The sequence below is a fragment of the Cognatilysobacter xinjiangensis genome (assembly GCF_014651995.1).
Lineage (GTDB): Bacteria > Pseudomonadota > Gammaproteobacteria > Xanthomonadales > Xanthomonadaceae > Cognatilysobacter > Cognatilysobacter xinjiangensis.
The window spans coordinates 200506-216710 of the sequence record NZ_BMXY01000004.1 but is presented as its reverse complement, the minus strand read 5'-3'; the positions used below and the strand labels follow the sequence as shown (position 1 = coordinate 216710).

Below are 16205 nucleotides of genomic sequence, written 5' to 3'. Positions count from 1 at the left end.
CTGGCACAGCTGGTTACCGAGGCCGTCCGCTTCTTGGTACCAGGCGATACGGCGTGTAGCCAGTTCGGGCTGCGAAAATCCAATCCTGACAGGAGTTAGTTCCAAATGTCGATTTCCAAGAAGAACGCTCTCGCCGTTGCCCTCGTGCTCGGTCTGGGCCTCGCTGGCACCGCCAGCGCGTACAGCATCAACACGACCGACAACACGGCGCCGGTCGCCGCCACGGGCGATGACACCCCGGAACTCGTCGATCCCACGACGCTGACTGATGACCTGTACACCATGGCGGATGACGTGATCATCGCCATCGGCAACCAGGATGCGATCATCGGCCGTACGACGGGCTTCAACGTCCGCGTCGACCTGCTCGAAGGCGCGACCTTTGAAGGCAACCCGGCCCCGACCGCGTCGGCTGCCCTCGCCGCGGCTGGCTGGACCGTCACGCTGGTTTCGGGTGGCAACGGCCAGAGCTTCGCGATTTTCGGCCTGCAGCCGCCGAGCTCGACGCCCGTTCCGGGCATCCAGCCGGGCGTGCTTTTCACCCTGGAGTCGCTGGCACTCGACGACGTGACCGCCGCGCTCACCACGGGCGACAACACGCTGATCGGCCAGGTCCGCTTCGTTGACCCGGTTGCGGGTAATGACCTGCCGGGCTCGACCGACACCACCCCGCTGATCCGTGCTGGCCAGGCCGTGACGGCTGACTGCGACACGTCGGGTGGCGACGGCCAGACGCGCATCGACATCGCGCGCACGCCGGGCCAGGCTCCGAAGACCTACTTCACCACCACGGGCGAGATCGGCTCGGCCAACACCGGCACGATCGACCTGGGCGACATCAATGTCGGCGTGAATGAAGGCTTCAATGGCTTTGAGTTCGATGCAGCTGACGAGTTCACGACGACTCTGTCGGGCAACTTCTCGGCGTTCAACAACGCTGCGAACGGCATCTTCCTCGACCTCGACTCGAACTGCTCGACGACGGACGACCAGATCGAAGGCACCATCAACGCTGCCGGCACCCGCGTCACGTTCGAATACACGGGTGACGACGTGTCGATCGGCGCCGACGGCTTCAGCGCTGGCGTCTGCGGCTTCGTCGCCGAAGGCAACACGCGCGTGATCCAGGCGACCTCCGTGTCGGCCCAGACCACGTTCGTGCGTGGCGAGAACGAGCAGTCGCTGCAGGCGTGCAACCTGCTGCCGCTGCGTTACAACGGTTCGGTTGTCGATGTCTACCACATCAACCCGGCTGGTAACTCGACCGCTCAGTCGTTCATCCGCGTCATCAACCCGAGCTCGCTGACCGGTACGGTCACCATCACGGGTATCGACGATAACGGCAACCCGGGCGCTGCCCCGGTTACCTTCACGCTGGCGGCCGGCCGCTCGCTGCAGGTGAACTCGGATGACCTCGAGAACGGCAATGCTGCCAAGGGCCTGACGGGCGCCTTCGGCGACGGCGCCGGCAAGTGGCGTGCCACGGTGAACGGTGAGTTCAACGATATGATCGTGCAGAGCCTGAACCGCAACGCCACCGATGGCACGGTCACCAACCTGACCGATGCTGACAACGAAGGCGAGCAGGTGCTCAACGCCCAGTTCAACAACGGTAACGGTCCGTTCCTGCCGTAACCGACGTTTTACTCGCTATGAACGGGCGGCTTCGGCCGCCCGTTTTTTTTGGAGATCCTGATGGGCGCGCTGCTGCTTCATGGCGTTCCAGATGACAAGCTGGTCACCCTCACGCGTAACCGCGTATCAGGCATGCCCACATTCGTTCTAGAGGGTACGACCGGCTTTCACGCGCACGTGCGGCGCTATTTCCCTGAATGGAACGAAACATTTATTGGAACGGATTTCGATCTTCGCTTCAGTGAATCACCGCTCCCGCTCGTCAGTCACATAGGCGACGCGGATCGTTGCAGACAGGCGCTGACGATGCTGGCTGCCTTGGTTGCATCAACAGGCGCTGCGTGCTTCAACCCGCCGCAGGCCGTCCTCTCTACAGCAAGGGAGATCACCGCACTACGCCTGAAGGGTATCGATAAAATCGACATGCCACGAACCCTTCGCCTTGCCGCTCGATCACCTGAAGACATAGCAGATGTCGCACTCGCTGCCGGCCTACGCTTCCCGCTGCTGGTCCGGATCGCTGGTGACCATGGTGGGGTGAGCCTTGTAAAGCTCGATACGCCCTGCGACTTGTCCAAGTTGCATCGCATTCCTTGGGGCGGCCGCGAGCTTTATGTCACGGAATTTCGTGAGTTCGCTGATCCTGATGGCCGCTACCGGAAGATTAGGCTCGCGGTCGTTGGCACGAACTACTTCGCTCGGCACTTGGTAATTGGCGACAACTGGCTGCTGCACGCCGAGCGTCGCGCCGCCGAGCATGACGTCGAAGAGGCGCGCTTCCTGGAGTGTTTCGATACGGAAACACGCCCGCGTATTGACGCAGCGGTCCAAGAAATCATCAAGCGCACGTGCTTGGACTACTTCGGCATCGATGCCAGTCTCCGACCCGATGGACGGCTTCTGGTGTTTGAAGTGAATGCCTGCATGAACATCCTGCACAACTCACGGCCGTCTCCCAACATCTGGGATCGTCCGATCCAGAGCATCCTGTCCGCACTTCGCGAACGCTTGTCCGCTCCACATTCTTGGGTCCAGCCGGGTGCTGCAGCCGCAGGAGGATGACGTGGCGGTCGACTACGCCGAGATCTTCGAGATCCGTGGGCAGCGGTATCACCGGGCCATGCTTTCCCAGCCGCGCGCGCGCGCCAACGAATTCGCCCGCTTGTTCGACGTCGCGCCACCATCCGCCGGACAACGCGTCCTCGACGTCCCGGCGGGAGGCGGCTATCTGGGGCAATGGCTCGGTGACCGCGTGCAAGTGACCTCGCTGGAGCTGACCGACGGCTTTGGCCATAGCTCGGATGTTATTCACGCCCCAGCAAACTGGCCGGACGCCCTGTACGACCATGCCGTGTGCTTGGCCGCCCTTCACCACATCTCGGACCGCCCGGCATTCCTCGGGCTGTTGCGAGATCGGGTAAGACCGGGCGGAACCATCCATCTGGCCGATGTCCATCAGGACTCACCTTTGACAGGGTTTCTGGATGGATTCGTGGGACGCTACAACCTGACCGGACATCACGGCGACTACTTGCGGGCCGATGATGATCTTTACGGGCAGCTGGGCAGGGTCATTCGATGCGAGGAGGCGTCGTGCCCGTGGGTCTTTCCATCCGAGCCCGACATGCTGGACTTCTGTAGCGAGCTCTTCGGCCTCGAAGGCCATCCCGAGGATGCGCTTGCCACGGAGCTGCGCAGCATCGGCGTCAGACACGCGGCCGATGGCTCGGTCGAGCTGGACTGGCGTCTTCTCTACATCGATATCGAAGTGCGCCCTTGATCCGCCCTGCCCGCGACACGGACGCCTGAAGCCGGCAGGCTGCCCCGGACAGGTCCTGATCGGCGATCATAGTCGGCTATGTCCGACAGCCTGAATCCCACCCCGGCCCGGGACGCCATCGCCATCCGGGTGGCGGACGTGAGCAAGACCTACCGAATGTGGGCCACGCCATCGTCGCGGCTGCTGGTTCCGCTGATGCTGCGGTCCGCGGGCGTGATGGGCCGCATTTTCCCTGCCGCCGGACAAAGACTGGCGGCCCGGGGACATGCCCGGATGCACACGCATACTGCCCTGTCGGACATCAGCTTCGAGCTCAAACGTGGCGAGGCCCTGGGCATCATCGGGCTGAACGGCAGCGGGAAAAGCACGCTGCTGCAGATCATCGCTGGCGTCCTTCCGCCCTCTCAAGGTGCCGTGGAAATCCACGGGCGCGTCGCGGCCCTGCTCGAGTTGGGCTCCGGGTTCAATCCGGAACTAAGCGGCCGTGAGAACGTATTCATCAACGGCGCGATCCTCGGTCTCGATCGCGCGCGAATCCAGGCCGTGCTCGACGATATCGTCGCGTTTGCCGACATCGGCGACTACATCGACGAGCCCGTCAAGACGTACAGCTCGGGCATGGCCCTTCGCCTCGCGTTCGCAGTACAGGTCCACACCGAGCCGGACATCCTGATCGTGGACGAAGCGCTCGCCGTCGGTGATGCGGCGTTCCAGGCCAAGGCGATGGCCCGTATCGACGAGATCCTCAGCCGCGGCACCACGCTGCTGTTCGTCGGGCATGACCTCAATGCGGTAAAGGCGTTCTGCCACCGCGCCATGCTCCTCGAGTCGGGCCGGATCGCACTGAGCGGCCTTCCGGACGAGGTGATCACCGAATACCTGCACCGCACCCACCGGCGGGCCTTGGAGGCTAAGCTGCGACCCGGTGCGGGTGCCGCCGTGGCTCGGCTGGACGACGGTTACGGGCTGGACACGGCCTGCGTGGTGGGGGCCGCCATCAACGATGTCGACCATGCCACCGTCGGTTACGGCCAGACGCTTGAGGTCCGCCTCGATGTGCGCCTCGGACCGGACGTGGAGCACCCGGGCGTCATCTTCGACATCCTCGATGCCAAGGGGCTGCAGCTCACCGGTCGACGCATCATGTTGCCGCGGGTTGCATCGCTCATGATGCTTCAGGTGCGGATCGAGTTCGACGCCCTGTTCCAGCAAGGGATCTATCGCATCCGAAGCCGTGTCATCGATGCGCCCGAACTGGACCGCACGACCGTCCTGTCCCGTCAGGAGGGCCGTCTTTCCTTCGAAGTGGTCGACGACAGCCGGTCGCTTTTCACGGGGATCTTTCCCGTGCCCATGCAGGTCCATTTCTAGGCGTGACCGCTCGCCTCTATTTCCACCGCGATTTCCGAAGCTATACCGGTGGCCACGGAAAGGTCTGGGATTACTTCAACCATGCGGCCACGCATCCGCGGTGGTCGCCGTTCATCTATCTAACGCCCGACAGCATCTCGGAAGGAAATCCGTGGTGGCAGGAGACGGCCCGTCGTCTGCACAAGTGGCAACCCTGCGATGCCTCGGCCCTCTTCGTCGGCGGACTTGATTGGAGCGCGATCCCCTCGGAGCACCCTCCTGTCATCAACATCGTCCAGCATGTCCGTCACGCGGATCCTGCCTCCCCGCTGTTCGAGTATCTCGACCGCCCGGCCGTACGCATCTGCGTAAGCGAGGCTGTCGCACAAGCCATCCTCGCGACGGGCCGGGTGAACGGCCCCGTGCATGTGATTCCAGCGGCGATTGACGTCAGTGGATACGTTGACCGCCCCAAACGTGGCCCCAACGTGTTCATCGGCGCACAGAAGCGACCGGAATTGGGGCATCGCTTGGCGGCGGACCTACGGCTCCGCGGCATCGAATCCCATGTAAGCGATCGGTGGCTCCCACGAGCGGAATATCTTTCGCAAATGGCCGCGGCGCACATCGCGGTGCTTTTGCCCGACCCCAGTGAGGGCTTCTATTTGCCGGGGCTGGAGGCGATGGCGCTGGGATGCGCCACCGTGATGCCCGATTGCGTTGGCAACCGGCAGTACGTCGAGTCAGGCGTTAATTGCCTCGCACCCGCCGCGGACGCCCAAGAACTCGCAGTAGCCGTCGCGTCGCTGACGCCGGCGGATGCCGCTCGTCTCGTCGCGAACGGGTTGTCGACCGCTACGCGTTACAGCCTTGCGCAGGAGCGGCTCGCCTTTCATCGGATACTGGACTCGCTTGGGATCGAAGGATGAATCTGCCCCCCCGCAACCTTGCGCTCACCGGCATCCCGCGCAGTGGCACCACGCTTTGCTGTCATCTACTGTCGCAATGCCCCTCCACGGTTGCGCTGTTCGAGCCGATGGCTGTCTCGACGCTACCCGGAGATCGCGCCGCGGCGATCCGTGAGGTGGAGCACTATTTCGGGCAAGTGCGCGAACAGATCAGGTCTACGGCCACGGCACCCAGCAAGCAGGTCGATGGGCGCGTGCCGGACAACCCTTTTTCCGGGACGGCGGCGGACTCGCGGCGCCGTCTGGTGGTGGAAGAGGGGACGATCAAGGTCGATGTGGCTGGCGCCGATTACCTCCTTGTGATCAAGCACAATGCCGCTTTTACCGCCCTGCTTCCGGAGCTCGGCAACGCGGTTCCGGTTATCGCGATCGTCCGGAACCCCGTCGCTGCGCTTGCATCCTGGACTTCCGTCGATCTGCCGGTGCGCGAAGGACGCGCCCCTGCCGGCGAGTCACTTGATCCCGAACTGCGTGACCGGATCAGTGCGTTGCCGACGGTTCTTGAACGGCAGATCGTTCTTCTGGACTGGTTCTTCGAACGCTTCAGCCGACTCGATCCCGCGCGTGTGCTGCGCTACGAGGACATCGTCAGCTCACACGGCGAAGCGCTATTCACTGTCGCTGGCAGCAGACCGGGCCATGTACCGCGACTTGCGAGCAGGAACCGTCCCGGTGGCGACACCGGCGTACCCACCGCTGCAATCACGAAGCTGATGTCGGGGTCGCGTGCGTGGGAACGCTGGTACACAACGCGGGAAATCGAGGAACAGTACTGCAGCGTGGACGCAGCAGAATGACCTCCCCTCGCATCACGTTCGTCATCGGCGGCGCCCAGAAGGCCGGGACCACCGCGCTCGCGACCTATATGTCCGCCTTTTCGGACATTTGCCTGCCTCTGGGAAAAGAAGCCCACCTGTTCGACCATCCGGATTTCGACGAGAGCTGGACCGCAGCAGATATCGATAGTCGCTTCGCCGCCTTCTGGCCCAGGACGAATGTCCCTTGCCTCGTGGGAGACGCGACGCCGCTGTACATGTTCGACGAACGGCTGATCCGTCGAATTTCGGCCTACAACCCGACGATGCGCTGGATCATCCTGCTGCGTGATCCTGTCGACAGATCCCTGTCCCATTACTACATGGAACGCGGGCGCGGCAACGAACATCTCCCGCTTGCTGCCGCGCTTCTTGGTGAGCCCTATCGGCTGTGGAGGCATCGCACGGAACTGACCCAGGATTCGCCAAGAATCATGCAGTCGTATGTCGCGCGCAGCCGCTACTGCCGACAACTGGATGCGCTCTTCCGCCATACCCCTCGACATAACGTGCTTCTGCTTCGGACGTGCGATCTACGTCAGGATCCAGCGGCCGTAGTTGCTGGAGTCCGACAATTTCTCGGGCTTCCACAGGCGCATAGCCCAGCCGAATTTCCGCCCGTATTCGAAGGGCGCTACGAGCGGGACGGGGACCGCATTGTGCGACGCATCCTCAAGACGCTTTTCCGCAGGGAAGTTCGTGAACTGAACCGCCGCTATGCGATCGATCTGACGAACTAGGTAGTGAGAGCCGTCGGGAAGGCAGCTGGCATAATCCGCATTCGCCCGCAACGAGGAATTGGAATGCCAAGGCTGCGCCTGTTCGTTTTTGCAACCCTCGCCGCATTCGTGCTCGCCGCCTGTAATGAGGGCGCGGAAGATATGCCGGCCGCCACATCCAAGACGGAACGCCCGACGGGCGCCTCGACACCCAGCGGCGTTTCCGGTGGCCTGAACCCCGTGTCCGTCGACGCGAATGCGATCGCCGTCGGCACGCAGGTGAACGGCGATGTCGCCGTGCGTGCGGACAGCCCCCAGTTCACGGTCAACGACACGGTCTACGCGAGCTATTCCGAGGGTCGCCTACCGCCTAGCGGCGGAAATGCGCGCGTGTACTGGACCTATCAGGACGGCAGGACGCATAAGGAAGAAACGGCCAAGATTGAGCCCGGGCAGCAGGCCGTGCTCTTTTCCTTCAGCGCTGCCGACGGCATGAAGCCGGGCCGCTACAACGTCCAGATCGATATCAATATGCGGCCCGTCGGTATCGTCGACTTCCAGATCCGCTGATCGGAAGCCCCCGCTTCGGGGGCTTCCGTTTTGTTTCAGGCCAGCGCAGCGTCGAGATCCGCTTGCAGATCGGCCAAGTCCTCGACACCCACGCTCAACCGCACGAGGTTGTCAAACAGCCCCAACTGCGCGCGCCTTTCCGGCGGCACCGACGCGTGCGTCATGATCGCCGGGTGGTTGACGAGGCTTTCCACGCCGCCGAGCGACTCGGCCAGCGCGAACAGTTCGGTGCGCTCGCAGAAGCGCTTGGCGGCCTCGAGGCCGCCCTTGACGAAGATGGTGACCATGCCGCCGAAGCCGTGCATCTGGCGCTTGGCGAGCTCGTGCTGCGGGTGGTCCGCAAGACCCGGATAGACCACGCGCTCGATCGCCGGATGCGTCTGCAGCCACTCGGCCAGCGCCTGCGCGTTCTCGCAGTGCGCGCGCATGCGCAGGTGGAGCGTCTTGAGGCCGCGCAGCGCCAGGAAACTGTCGAACGGGCCCTGCACGCCGCCGACGGCGTTCTGCAGGAAGGCCATCGTCTCGGCGAGCTCGGCATCGTCGCCAACCACCACCATGCCGCCGACGATGTCGGAATGGCCGTTGAGGTACTTGGTCGCCGAGTGCATGACGATGTGCGCGCCGAGTTCGAGCGGACGCTGGATCATCGGCGAGCAGAAGGTATTGTCGACCACGACGATCAGGCCGCGCCTGCGTGCGATCGACGCGATCTGCTCGATGTCCACCAGCTTGAGCAGCGGGTTGGTCGGCGTCTCGATCCAGACCATCTTCGTTTCGGGCCGGATCGCGGCCTCGAAGGCGGCCGGATCGGTGAGGTCGACCCAGCTGAAGTCCAGGCCTGCGCTGCGGCGGCGCACGCGCTCGAACAGGCGGTAGGTGCCGCCGTAGACGTCGTCCATCGCGATGACGTGGCTGCCGCTGTCGAGCATCTCGAGGATGGTCGACGTGGCCGCCAGGCCCGAGGCGAACGCGAAGCCGCGCGTGCCGCCTTCCAGCGCCGCGACGCAGCGCTCGTAGGCGAAGCGCGTCGGGTTGTGGCTGCGCGAATACTCGAAGCCCTGGTGCTCGCCCGGGCTGGACTGCACGTAGGTCGAGGTCGCGTAGATCGGCGTCATTACGGCGCCCGTCGAGGGATCCGGCGACTGTCCGGCGTGGATGGCGCGCGTGCCGAGGCCGAAGTCGCGTTCGTCGTGCTGGCTCATGCGAAAGGGTTTCCGTGGTAGGCGCGGCACGGGTCGACCATGCCGCGCAGAAATTGGAAGCGCGGGCTTACTGCACCCGACGCCGCAGATAGTTCAGCAGGTCGATGCGCGTGATCAGCCCGAGGAACCGCTCGCCCTCGCTGATGATCGCCACGTGCCCGCGGTCGAACACCGGCAGCAGCGCCTCGATGGGCGAGCGCACGTCGATCTTGTCGAGCTTGCTGACCATCGCCGTCGATACCGGGTCGCGGAAGCGCTGCTCGTCGCCGTAGACGTGCAGCAGCACGTCGGACTCGTCGACGATGCCGACCAGTTGGTCGCCGTCCATCACCGGGAGCTGCGACACGTCGTAGAGCTTCATGCGCTGGTACGCGGTCACCAGCAGGTCCTTCGGGCCGACGACCACCGTGTCGCGCTGCGAGTACGGGCGCAGGATGAGGTCGCGCAGGTCGCCGCGCTGCTCGCGCTCGAGGAAGCCGTTGTCGAGCATCCAGTAGTCGTTGTACATCTTCGACAGGTACTTGTTGCCCGTGTCGCAGACGAACACCAACACCTTCTTGGGCGTAGTCTGTTCGCGGCAGTAACGCAGCGCGGCGGCGAGCAGCGTGCCGGTCGACGAGCCGCCGAGGACGCCCTCCTTCTCCAGCAGCTCGCGCGCGGTGAGAAAGCTCTCCTTGTCGGAAATCGCGTAGGCCTTCTTGACGCGCGAGAAGTCCGAGATGCCCGGCAGGAAGTCCTCGCCGATGCCCTCGACCATCCAGCTGCCGCTCTTCTCGGACAGCGTGCCGCGGTTGATGTACTCCTCAAGGATCGAGCCGACCGGATCGGCGAGGATCAGCTCGGTGTTCGGCGACTTCTCGGCGAAGCAGCGCGACAGGCCGGTCATCGTGCCGGAGCTGCCGCAGCCGAACACGATCGCGTCGAGTCCGCCGACCTCGGCCATCTGCTCGAGGATTTCCGGCCCGGTGCCGAACTCGTGCGCCGCCGGATTGTCGGGGTTGCCGAACTGGTTGATGAAGTAGGCGCCCGGCGTCTCGCTCGCGATGCGCGCGGCCATGTCCTGGTAGTAGTCGGGATGGCCCTTGGCGACGTCGCTGCGCGTGAGCACCACCTGCGCGCCCATCGCCTTGAGATTGAAGATCTTCTCGCGGCTCATCTTGTCGGGCACGACGAGGATGAGCTTGTAGCCCTTCTGCTGCGCGACCAGCGCGAGGCCGATGCCGGTGTTGCCCGCGGTGCCTTCGACCAGCGTGTCGCCGGGCTTGATCTCGCCGCGCTTCTCGGCGGCCTCGATCATCTTCAGGCCGATGCGGTCCTTGATGGAGCCGCCGGGGTTCTGGCTCTCGAGCTTGAGGTAGAGCTCGCAGACGCCGGTATCGAGGCGCTGCGCCTTCACGATCGGCGTGCGGCCGATCAGCTCGAGAACGGACTGGTGCAGGGGCATGGCGGATCCGTACAGCGGGGAATCCGCCCATTCTACCGGGCCGCGCGAAGCGGCCGACGGCCGCCGCGCCGCGGGTGCGGCAGCGGCGTCCGTGAGTTCGCATCAGTGCAGCAGCGAGCCCGCCATGCGGAACAGGCGGTCCTTGGCGTGGAGCTTCTCGCGCTTCATGCGCGTGAGTTCGAGGTCGTCGACCGGACTGATGCCCAGTTCGGCATTCATCACCCGTCGGTCGAGATCCTGGTGGTGCTGGTAGAGCTGCCTGAATTCGGGGTTGCCCTTGATCAGGCTGTCGAGCTCGCTCACGGACCGGTCTTCGAACATGCAAACCTCCTCGGCACTGGCATCCGGCGGCGGGGGCCACCGGAAACGGTGTGGCCGCGTCGCGTCACCGCGTGCAGTGCCGGCGGTGCGCGACCCGGCGTTGCGAGGGGCCGTCGAGGCCCCTTTCAACTCGACCGTACTCCCCGTGTCCGGGCGGGGCAAGCGGCACTGGACCACGGCCGACAGCCGGTCGTCACAGGACTGAAGCTGCCGCGAAAACCGCGTTAAATCCGCGGAAAATCGCTTATTTCTGCGTGACGATGATCTCGACCCGGCGATTCTTGGCGCGCCCGGCGGCGGTGCCGTTGTCGCCGACCGGCTGCGTCGCGCCGCGGCCCGCGGCATCGATGCGCACGCTGCCCGCACCGCCGGCGACCAGCGCCTTGCGCACCGCGTCGGCGCGCCGCTGCGACAGCGCCTGGTTGGACGCCGCGTCGCCCTGGCTGTCGGTATGGCCTTCGATGCGGACGGCCGTGGCGCGCGAGACGTCGAGATAGTGCGCGAGCGCGCGGAGGTTGCCCGACGCGCCGGCGGTGAGCGTCGCCTGTCCGGAGGCGAAAGCGTCGCCGGCGAGCGTGAACACCTCGCCGCGGCTGTCGCGCTTCATCGGTGGCAGCTTGGCGCCAGCGACCAGTTCGGCCTCTTCGCGGGCGAGCGAGAGTTCCTTCTCGCGCGCCGCCGACAGTTTGGCGGCCTGCTGCGTGGCGGCGCCCTGCAGGGCCTGCTCGGCCTCCTGGCGGGCCTGCTCCTCGACCGCCGCCTGCTCGCGCAGGCGCTCGGTCTCCTCGGCGCGAAGTTGGGCCTCGAGACGGAGGCGCTCCGCCTCGGCGCGGGCCTCGGCGGCCTCGCGTCGCGTGGCCTCCAGCTGCAGCTCGGTATAGGTGCGCTCCAGGCGATCGGCGTCGCGCTGGAGTGCCTGCGCGTACGCGGCGAGCTCGGCCGCGCGCACGCGACGCTCGGCCAGCGCCTCAGCGGCGGGACGCTGGCGCGACTTCACCGTCGCGAGCCCATCGATCGCCTGACGCGCCTGCACGCGCTCGAATTCCGCGAGGCCGGAAAGGCGCGGGTCGGCGGCCAGTGCCTGCAGGCGTGCGGCGTGGTTGCCGACCGTCTCGGCGGGTGGTTGAGGCAGCGTGGCGGGGGCGTCGGCATCGATCCCGAGGCGCTGCTGCAGCTCGGCCACCTCGCGCTCGCGCTGCGCATGCGCCGCCTCGGCGACCGCGGCGCGGCTGCGCGCGTGCGCGAGATCGGCCTCGGCGGCGGCGGCGAGCGCGAGGTTGCGCGCATCATCCTCATGGCTCGACGACATCGCGGCCTGGGCCTGCGACAGCTGGGCCCGCGCCCGCGCCAGTTCGGCGCCGGCGTACTGGTCGGCATCGCCCTGGCTCGCACGTGCGACCGCCTGCTGGGCCGCGGCCAGCTCGCCCGTCGGTGGCGGAAGACTCGCGCAGCCGGCGAGCGCCACGGTGAGAGCAAGGGCAAGAAGCGCGTTGCGCGGATGTGCGAAGCTTGGCGACATGGGGACCCGGACCGTAGCGTGGGGACGCGCGGTCATTGTGGCCATGCCGGCCGTACCGGCGCAAACCTGCACGCCAAGCGAGGAGACTGCATGGACATCGGCTACTTCCTGAAGCTGATGACGGAGAAGAACGCGTCGGACATGTTTCTGACGACGGGGGCGCCGGTCTACATCAAGGTGGAGGGGAAGCTGCAGCCCCTTGGCAATACCGGCCTGCCCGCGGGCATGGTCAAGAAGATCGCGTACTCGCTGATGGACGAGGGCCAGGTGCCCGAGTTCGAGAAGAACCTCGAGCTCAACATGGCCTATGCCCTGCCCGACTCCGGGCGCTTCCGCGTCAACGTGTTCAAGCAGCGCGGCGAAGTGGGCATGGTGATCCGCGCGATCAAGAACGTGATCCCGTCGATCGAGGAGCTGCAGCTGCCGCAGGTGCTCAAGGACATCATCGTCTCGCCGCGCGGCCTCGTGCTCATCGTCGGCAGCACCGGCTCGGGCAAGTCGACCACGCTCGCGTCGATGATCGACCACCGCAACTCGAACATGGCCGGCCACATCCTCACCATCGAGGATCCGATCGAGTTCCTGCACAAGCACAAGAAGTCGATCGTGAACCAGCGCGAGGTCGGGCTGGACACGCACAGCTTCCATAACGCGCTGAAGAACGCGATGCGCGAGGCGCCGGACGTCATCCTGATCGGCGAGATCCTGGACGCGACGACGATGGAAGCCGCGATCTCGTTCGCCGAGACCGGCCACCTCTGCCTGGCGACGCTGCACTCCAACAATGCCGACCAGACGCTCGAGCGCATCCTCAACTTCTTCCCGGAGTCGGCGCACAAGAACGTGCTGATGAATCTCGCGCTGAACCTGCGCGCGGTGGTGAGCCAGCGGCTCGTCGTGGGCGTCGACGGCCGCCGTCTGCCGGCGACCGAGGTGCTGATCAACACGCCGCACGTACGCGACCTCATGCGCCGCGGGCAGGTGCACGAGATCAAGCAGGCGATGGAGGAGTCGCTGGAGGAAGGCATGGAGACCTTCGACCAGTGCCTGTTCCGCCTCGCGAAGGAAGGCCGCATCGACATGGAGGCCGCGCTGCGCGCCGCCGACTCGCGCGACGGCCTCGCGCTCAAGTTCCGCCTGTCCGAAGGCGCGGGCGCCGAGCACGATCCCTACGCGGACATGTACAGCTCGATGTGATCCATCGCGGCTGATACGAAAACGGCGGCCCTGTGCCGCCGTTTTCTTTATGCGCCCCACATCAGGCGCGCTGCGCTTCCGGGCAGTCGGGCTGGCGCTCCGGGCGCGCGGCGTCGAACGCGGGCAGCGCGAGGCAGGCGCGCTCGATGCGCGCGATCGTCGGCCAGCGTTCCATGTCGACGCCGAAGCGGCGCGCGTTGTAGACCTGCGGCACCAGGCAGCAGTCGGCGATAGTGGGCGCATCGCCCTCGCAGAACTCGCCGGTGGCCGGGTTGTCGTCGAGCAGCGCCTCGAACGCGGTAAAGCCCTTCGTGATCCAGTGCCGCACCCATTCGTCGCGCTCGGGCTGCGGCGCGTTCCATTCGTGCTCGAGGTACTGCAGCACGCGCAGGTTGTTGAGCGGGTGGATGTCGCAGGCGATGGTCTGCGCGAGCGCACGCGCACGGGCGCGATCGCGCGCGAGCGCCGGCAGCAGCGGCGGCGTCGGCCAGGTTTCGTCGAGGTACTCGAGGATCGCCATCGACTGCCGGTAGAGCCGTGCGCCATGCTGCAGCACCGGCACCAGTTCCTGCGGATTGGCCTCGCGGAACGCCTCGCTGTGCTGCTCGCCGCCGTCCCTGATCAGGTGCACCGGCACCGTCTCGTACGGCAGCTTCTTCAGGCCCAGTCCGATGCGCACGCGGTACGCGGCACTGGAGCGCCAGTAGGAGTAGAGACGCAGCGGCTCGGTCACGACGGCGGGCTCGGCGATGGGGCTCGCCACCTTACTACCGCGCCGCGGACGACGGCGTGCCGTCCGCATCGCGGGATCGCCCGGTCAGCGGACGTGCGGCTCGATGCGCTGCTCGATCGCGCCGAAGATGCTGCGACCGTCGGCGTCCAGCATTTCGATGCGCACGGTGTCGCCGAAGCTCATGAACGGCGTCGACGGCTTGCCGTTTTCCAGCGTTTCGACGGTGCGCTTCTCGGCGAAGCAGGACGCGCCGAGCGAGGTGTCCTCGTTGGCCACCGTGCCCGAACCGACGATGGTGCCGGCCGACAGCGGGCGCGTCCTGGCCGCATGCGCGACGAGCTGCGCGAACGAGAACTGCATGTCGACACCGGCTTCCGGCGCGCCGAACCAGTCGCCGTTGACGTGCGTCACCAGTGGCAGGTGCACCTTGGAATCGCGCCAGGCATCGCCGAGTTCGTCCGGCGTGACGAACACCGGGCTCAGCGCCGAACGCGGCTTGCTCTGCAGGAAGCCGAAGCCCTTGGCGAGTTCGTCGGGAATCAGGTTGCGCAGCGACACGTCGTTGACCAGGCCGACCAGCTGGATGTGCGACGCGGCCTCCTCGGCCGTCACCGCCATCGGCACGTCGTCGGTGACCACGACCACTTCAGCCTCGAGGTCGATGCCGTAGCTCTCGCTGGGTACGCGCACCGCGTCGCGCGGGCCGTAGAAGCCGGCGCTGGTGGCCTGGTACATCAGCGGGTCGACGTAGAAACTCTCCGGCACCTGCGCACCGCGCGCGCGGCGCACGCGCTCGACGTGCGGCAGGTAGGCGGAGCCGTCGACGAACTCGTAGGCGCGCGGCAGCGGCGCGGCCAGCTGCGTCATGTCGAGATCGAACGCGCCGTCGGGGCTGCCGTCGTTGAGCGACTCGTACAGCGCGTTGAGGCGCGGCGCGACGTTCGACCAGTCCTCGAGCGCGCGCTGCAGCGTCGGCGCGATGCCGTCGGCGCGCACGGCGCGGGCGAGATCGCGCGAAACGACGACCAGCGTGCCGTCGCGGCCGCCTTCCTTGAGGGAACCCAGCTTCATCGGATGCTCCAAGACGGGCGCCGTGCGGCGCGATGGTTTCAATTGTAACTGTCGACCCGCAGGCGGCGCTGCGGCGATCGACCGCGAGCGCTAGTCGTCGCCCAGGAACGCGCCGGCGCGATAGGTGACGACCAGCGTATCGCGATGGCCGTCGCCGTCGACGGGCTGGATCGGAGTGGATTCGTGGATCACGCGGCTGTCATCGAGCAGCAGCGCCGACCACGGCTCCTCCAGCGTGAAGCGCTCGCCGGCCGGGCCGTCGGCCTGGAACACGCGGGTCTCGCCGCCCTTGATGCCGTGGCGGCCGACGAGCAATACGGCGACGAAGTCCACGCCGTCGCGATGCGCGCCTTCCGGCGTCGGGCGGCCCAAGCCGCCGGCAGTGTCGATGCGGAACTGGTGCGCCTCGACGTACCAGCGCGGCTGCGGCCGCAGCTCGTCGAACAGTGCGCCGAGGCCGCGCAACACCTGCAGGAACGCCGGCGCCGTGGCGACGTCGTGGCGGATCGGCTCGAACCAGCGGTGCATGCCGCCGTGCAGCGCGTTGTACTCGACCGGCTGCCAGTGCGCGCGATGCGGTGCCGGCGCGACGTCCACGCCGTCGACCACGAAGCAGGCATGACGGCGACGGCGGTAGCGCCCGCCGTCGCGGAGATAGGTGTCGGGCGCGAGGTCGTCCCAGCTCAGCGCGAGCGCGACCAGCTCGGATGACGCAACGCCCGCGAGCGTCGCGAGCCCTTCGGCCGACACCACGGCATAGCCCTGCGCGCGCATGCGCTCGATGGCGGCATCGGGCGGAACGATCGGCGGCGGGAAGCGGGCGACCATGGCGACTCCAGACCCCGGATACGCGAAGACCCGCGCGAGGCGGGTCTTCGGCG

Annotated in this window: 16 protein-coding genes; 9 read left to right on the top strand and 7 right to left on the bottom strand. The window is 66.3% G+C overall.

The genetic code is table 11. From position 1 onward, the window contains the following. The first annotated feature begins 105 nt into the window (after window positions 1-105). From IE066_RS13430 to IE066_RS13395, 8 genes are all read left to right on the top strand, one after another. Complete coding sequence (locus IE066_RS13430) at window positions 106-1635, top strand: hypothetical protein (RefSeq protein WP_189450765.1); 1530 nt, start codon at window positions 106-108, stop codon at window positions 1633-1635. Between the two features lie 60 nt (window positions 1636-1695). Then, complete coding sequence (locus IE066_RS13425) at window positions 1696-2697, top strand: ATP-grasp domain-containing protein (protein WP_189450761.1); 1002 nt, start codon at window positions 1696-1698, stop codon at window positions 2695-2697. Between the two features lies 1 nt (window position 2698). Beyond that, entirely contained in the window at window positions 2699-3415 is a 717-nt protein-coding gene (locus IE066_RS13420) for a class I SAM-dependent methyltransferase (RefSeq protein ID WP_189450759.1), read from the top strand. Between the two features lie 78 nt (window positions 3416-3493). After that, the gene (locus IE066_RS13415) at window positions 3494-4786 is read left to right on the top strand and encodes an ABC transporter ATP-binding protein (RefSeq protein ID WP_189450758.1); all 1293 of its coding nucleotides are present in this window, start codon (window positions 3494-3496) and stop codon (window positions 4784-4786) included. A gap of 2 nt (window positions 4787-4788) precedes the next feature. Beyond that, on the top strand, window positions 4789-5694 hold the full coding sequence (locus IE066_RS13410; protein ID WP_189450756.1) for a glycosyltransferase: 906 nt from the start codon (window positions 4789-4791) through the stop codon (window positions 5692-5694). Further along, window positions 5691-6530 (top strand): hypothetical protein, encoded by an 840-nt coding sequence (locus tag IE066_RS13405; RefSeq protein ID WP_189450754.1) that lies wholly within the window; start codon window positions 5691-5693, stop codon window positions 6528-6530. The genes IE066_RS13410 and IE066_RS13405 overlap by 4 nt, the downstream gene beginning before the upstream one ends. Then, window positions 6527-7288 (top strand): sulfotransferase domain-containing protein, encoded by a 762-nt coding sequence (locus IE066_RS13400; RefSeq protein ID WP_189450751.1) that lies wholly within the window; start codon window positions 6527-6529, stop codon window positions 7286-7288. Before IE066_RS13405 ends, IE066_RS13400 begins: the two co-directional genes overlap by 4 nt. 63 nt (window positions 7289-7351) lie before the next feature. Continuing rightward, entirely contained in the window at window positions 7352-7837 is a 486-nt protein-coding gene (locus IE066_RS13395) for a hypothetical protein (RefSeq protein ID WP_189450750.1), read from the top strand. Between the two features lie 35 nt (window positions 7838-7872). On the opposite strand, the gene IE066_RS13390 is transcribed toward IE066_RS13395, so the two are convergent. From IE066_RS13390 to IE066_RS13375, 4 genes are all read right to left on the bottom strand, one after another. Beyond that, entirely contained in the window at window positions 7873-9039 is a 1167-nt protein-coding gene (locus IE066_RS13390; protein ID WP_189450748.1) for a cystathionine gamma-synthase, read from the bottom strand. A 67-nt stretch (window positions 9040-9106) separates the two neighbouring features. After that, window positions 9107-10483, bottom strand: coding sequence for a pyridoxal-phosphate dependent enzyme (locus IE066_RS13385; RefSeq protein WP_189450746.1), 1377 nt, complete (start codon window positions 10481-10483; stop codon window positions 9107-9109). Window positions 10484-10585: 102 nt separating this feature from the next. After that, window positions 10586-10804 carry an HP1242/YdcH family protein gene (locus tag IE066_RS13380; RefSeq protein WP_189450744.1) on the bottom strand — a complete coding sequence of 73 codons (219 nt, stop codon included), beginning with the start codon at window positions 10802-10804 and terminating at the stop codon, window positions 10586-10588. Window positions 10805-11048: 244 nt separating this feature from the next. Then, complete coding sequence (locus tag IE066_RS13375) at window positions 11049-12323, bottom strand: OmpA family protein (protein ID WP_189450742.1); 1275 nt, start codon at window positions 12321-12323, stop codon at window positions 11049-11051. Window positions 12324-12413: 90 nt separating this feature from the next. Between IE066_RS13375 and IE066_RS13370 the strand changes: the two genes are divergently transcribed. Continuing rightward, window positions 12414-13520, top strand: a complete 1107-nt coding sequence (locus IE066_RS13370) for a PilT/PilU family type 4a pilus ATPase (RefSeq protein WP_189450740.1) — start codon at window positions 12414-12416, stop codon at window positions 13518-13520. 61 nt (window positions 13521-13581) lie between these two features. Here the strand turns inward: IE066_RS13370 and maiA are convergent, their stop codons facing one another. The 3 genes from maiA to IE066_RS13355 form a co-directional block, all read right to left on the bottom strand. Further along, window positions 13582-14253 (bottom strand): maleylacetoacetate isomerase, encoded by a 672-nt coding sequence (gene maiA / locus IE066_RS13365; protein ID WP_189450907.1) that lies wholly within the window; start codon window positions 14251-14253, stop codon window positions 13582-13584. Between the two features lie 84 nt (window positions 14254-14337). After that, a complete protein-coding gene (locus tag IE066_RS13360; protein WP_189450738.1) occupies window positions 14338-15324 on the bottom strand; it encodes a fumarylacetoacetate hydrolase family protein in 987 nt (328 codons plus the stop codon). A 90-nt stretch (window positions 15325-15414) separates the two neighbouring features. Next, entirely contained in the window at window positions 15415-16152 is a 738-nt protein-coding gene (locus tag IE066_RS13355) for a 2OG-Fe dioxygenase family protein (RefSeq protein WP_229790818.1), read from the bottom strand. Between the last annotated feature and the right edge of the window lie 53 nt (window positions 16153-16205).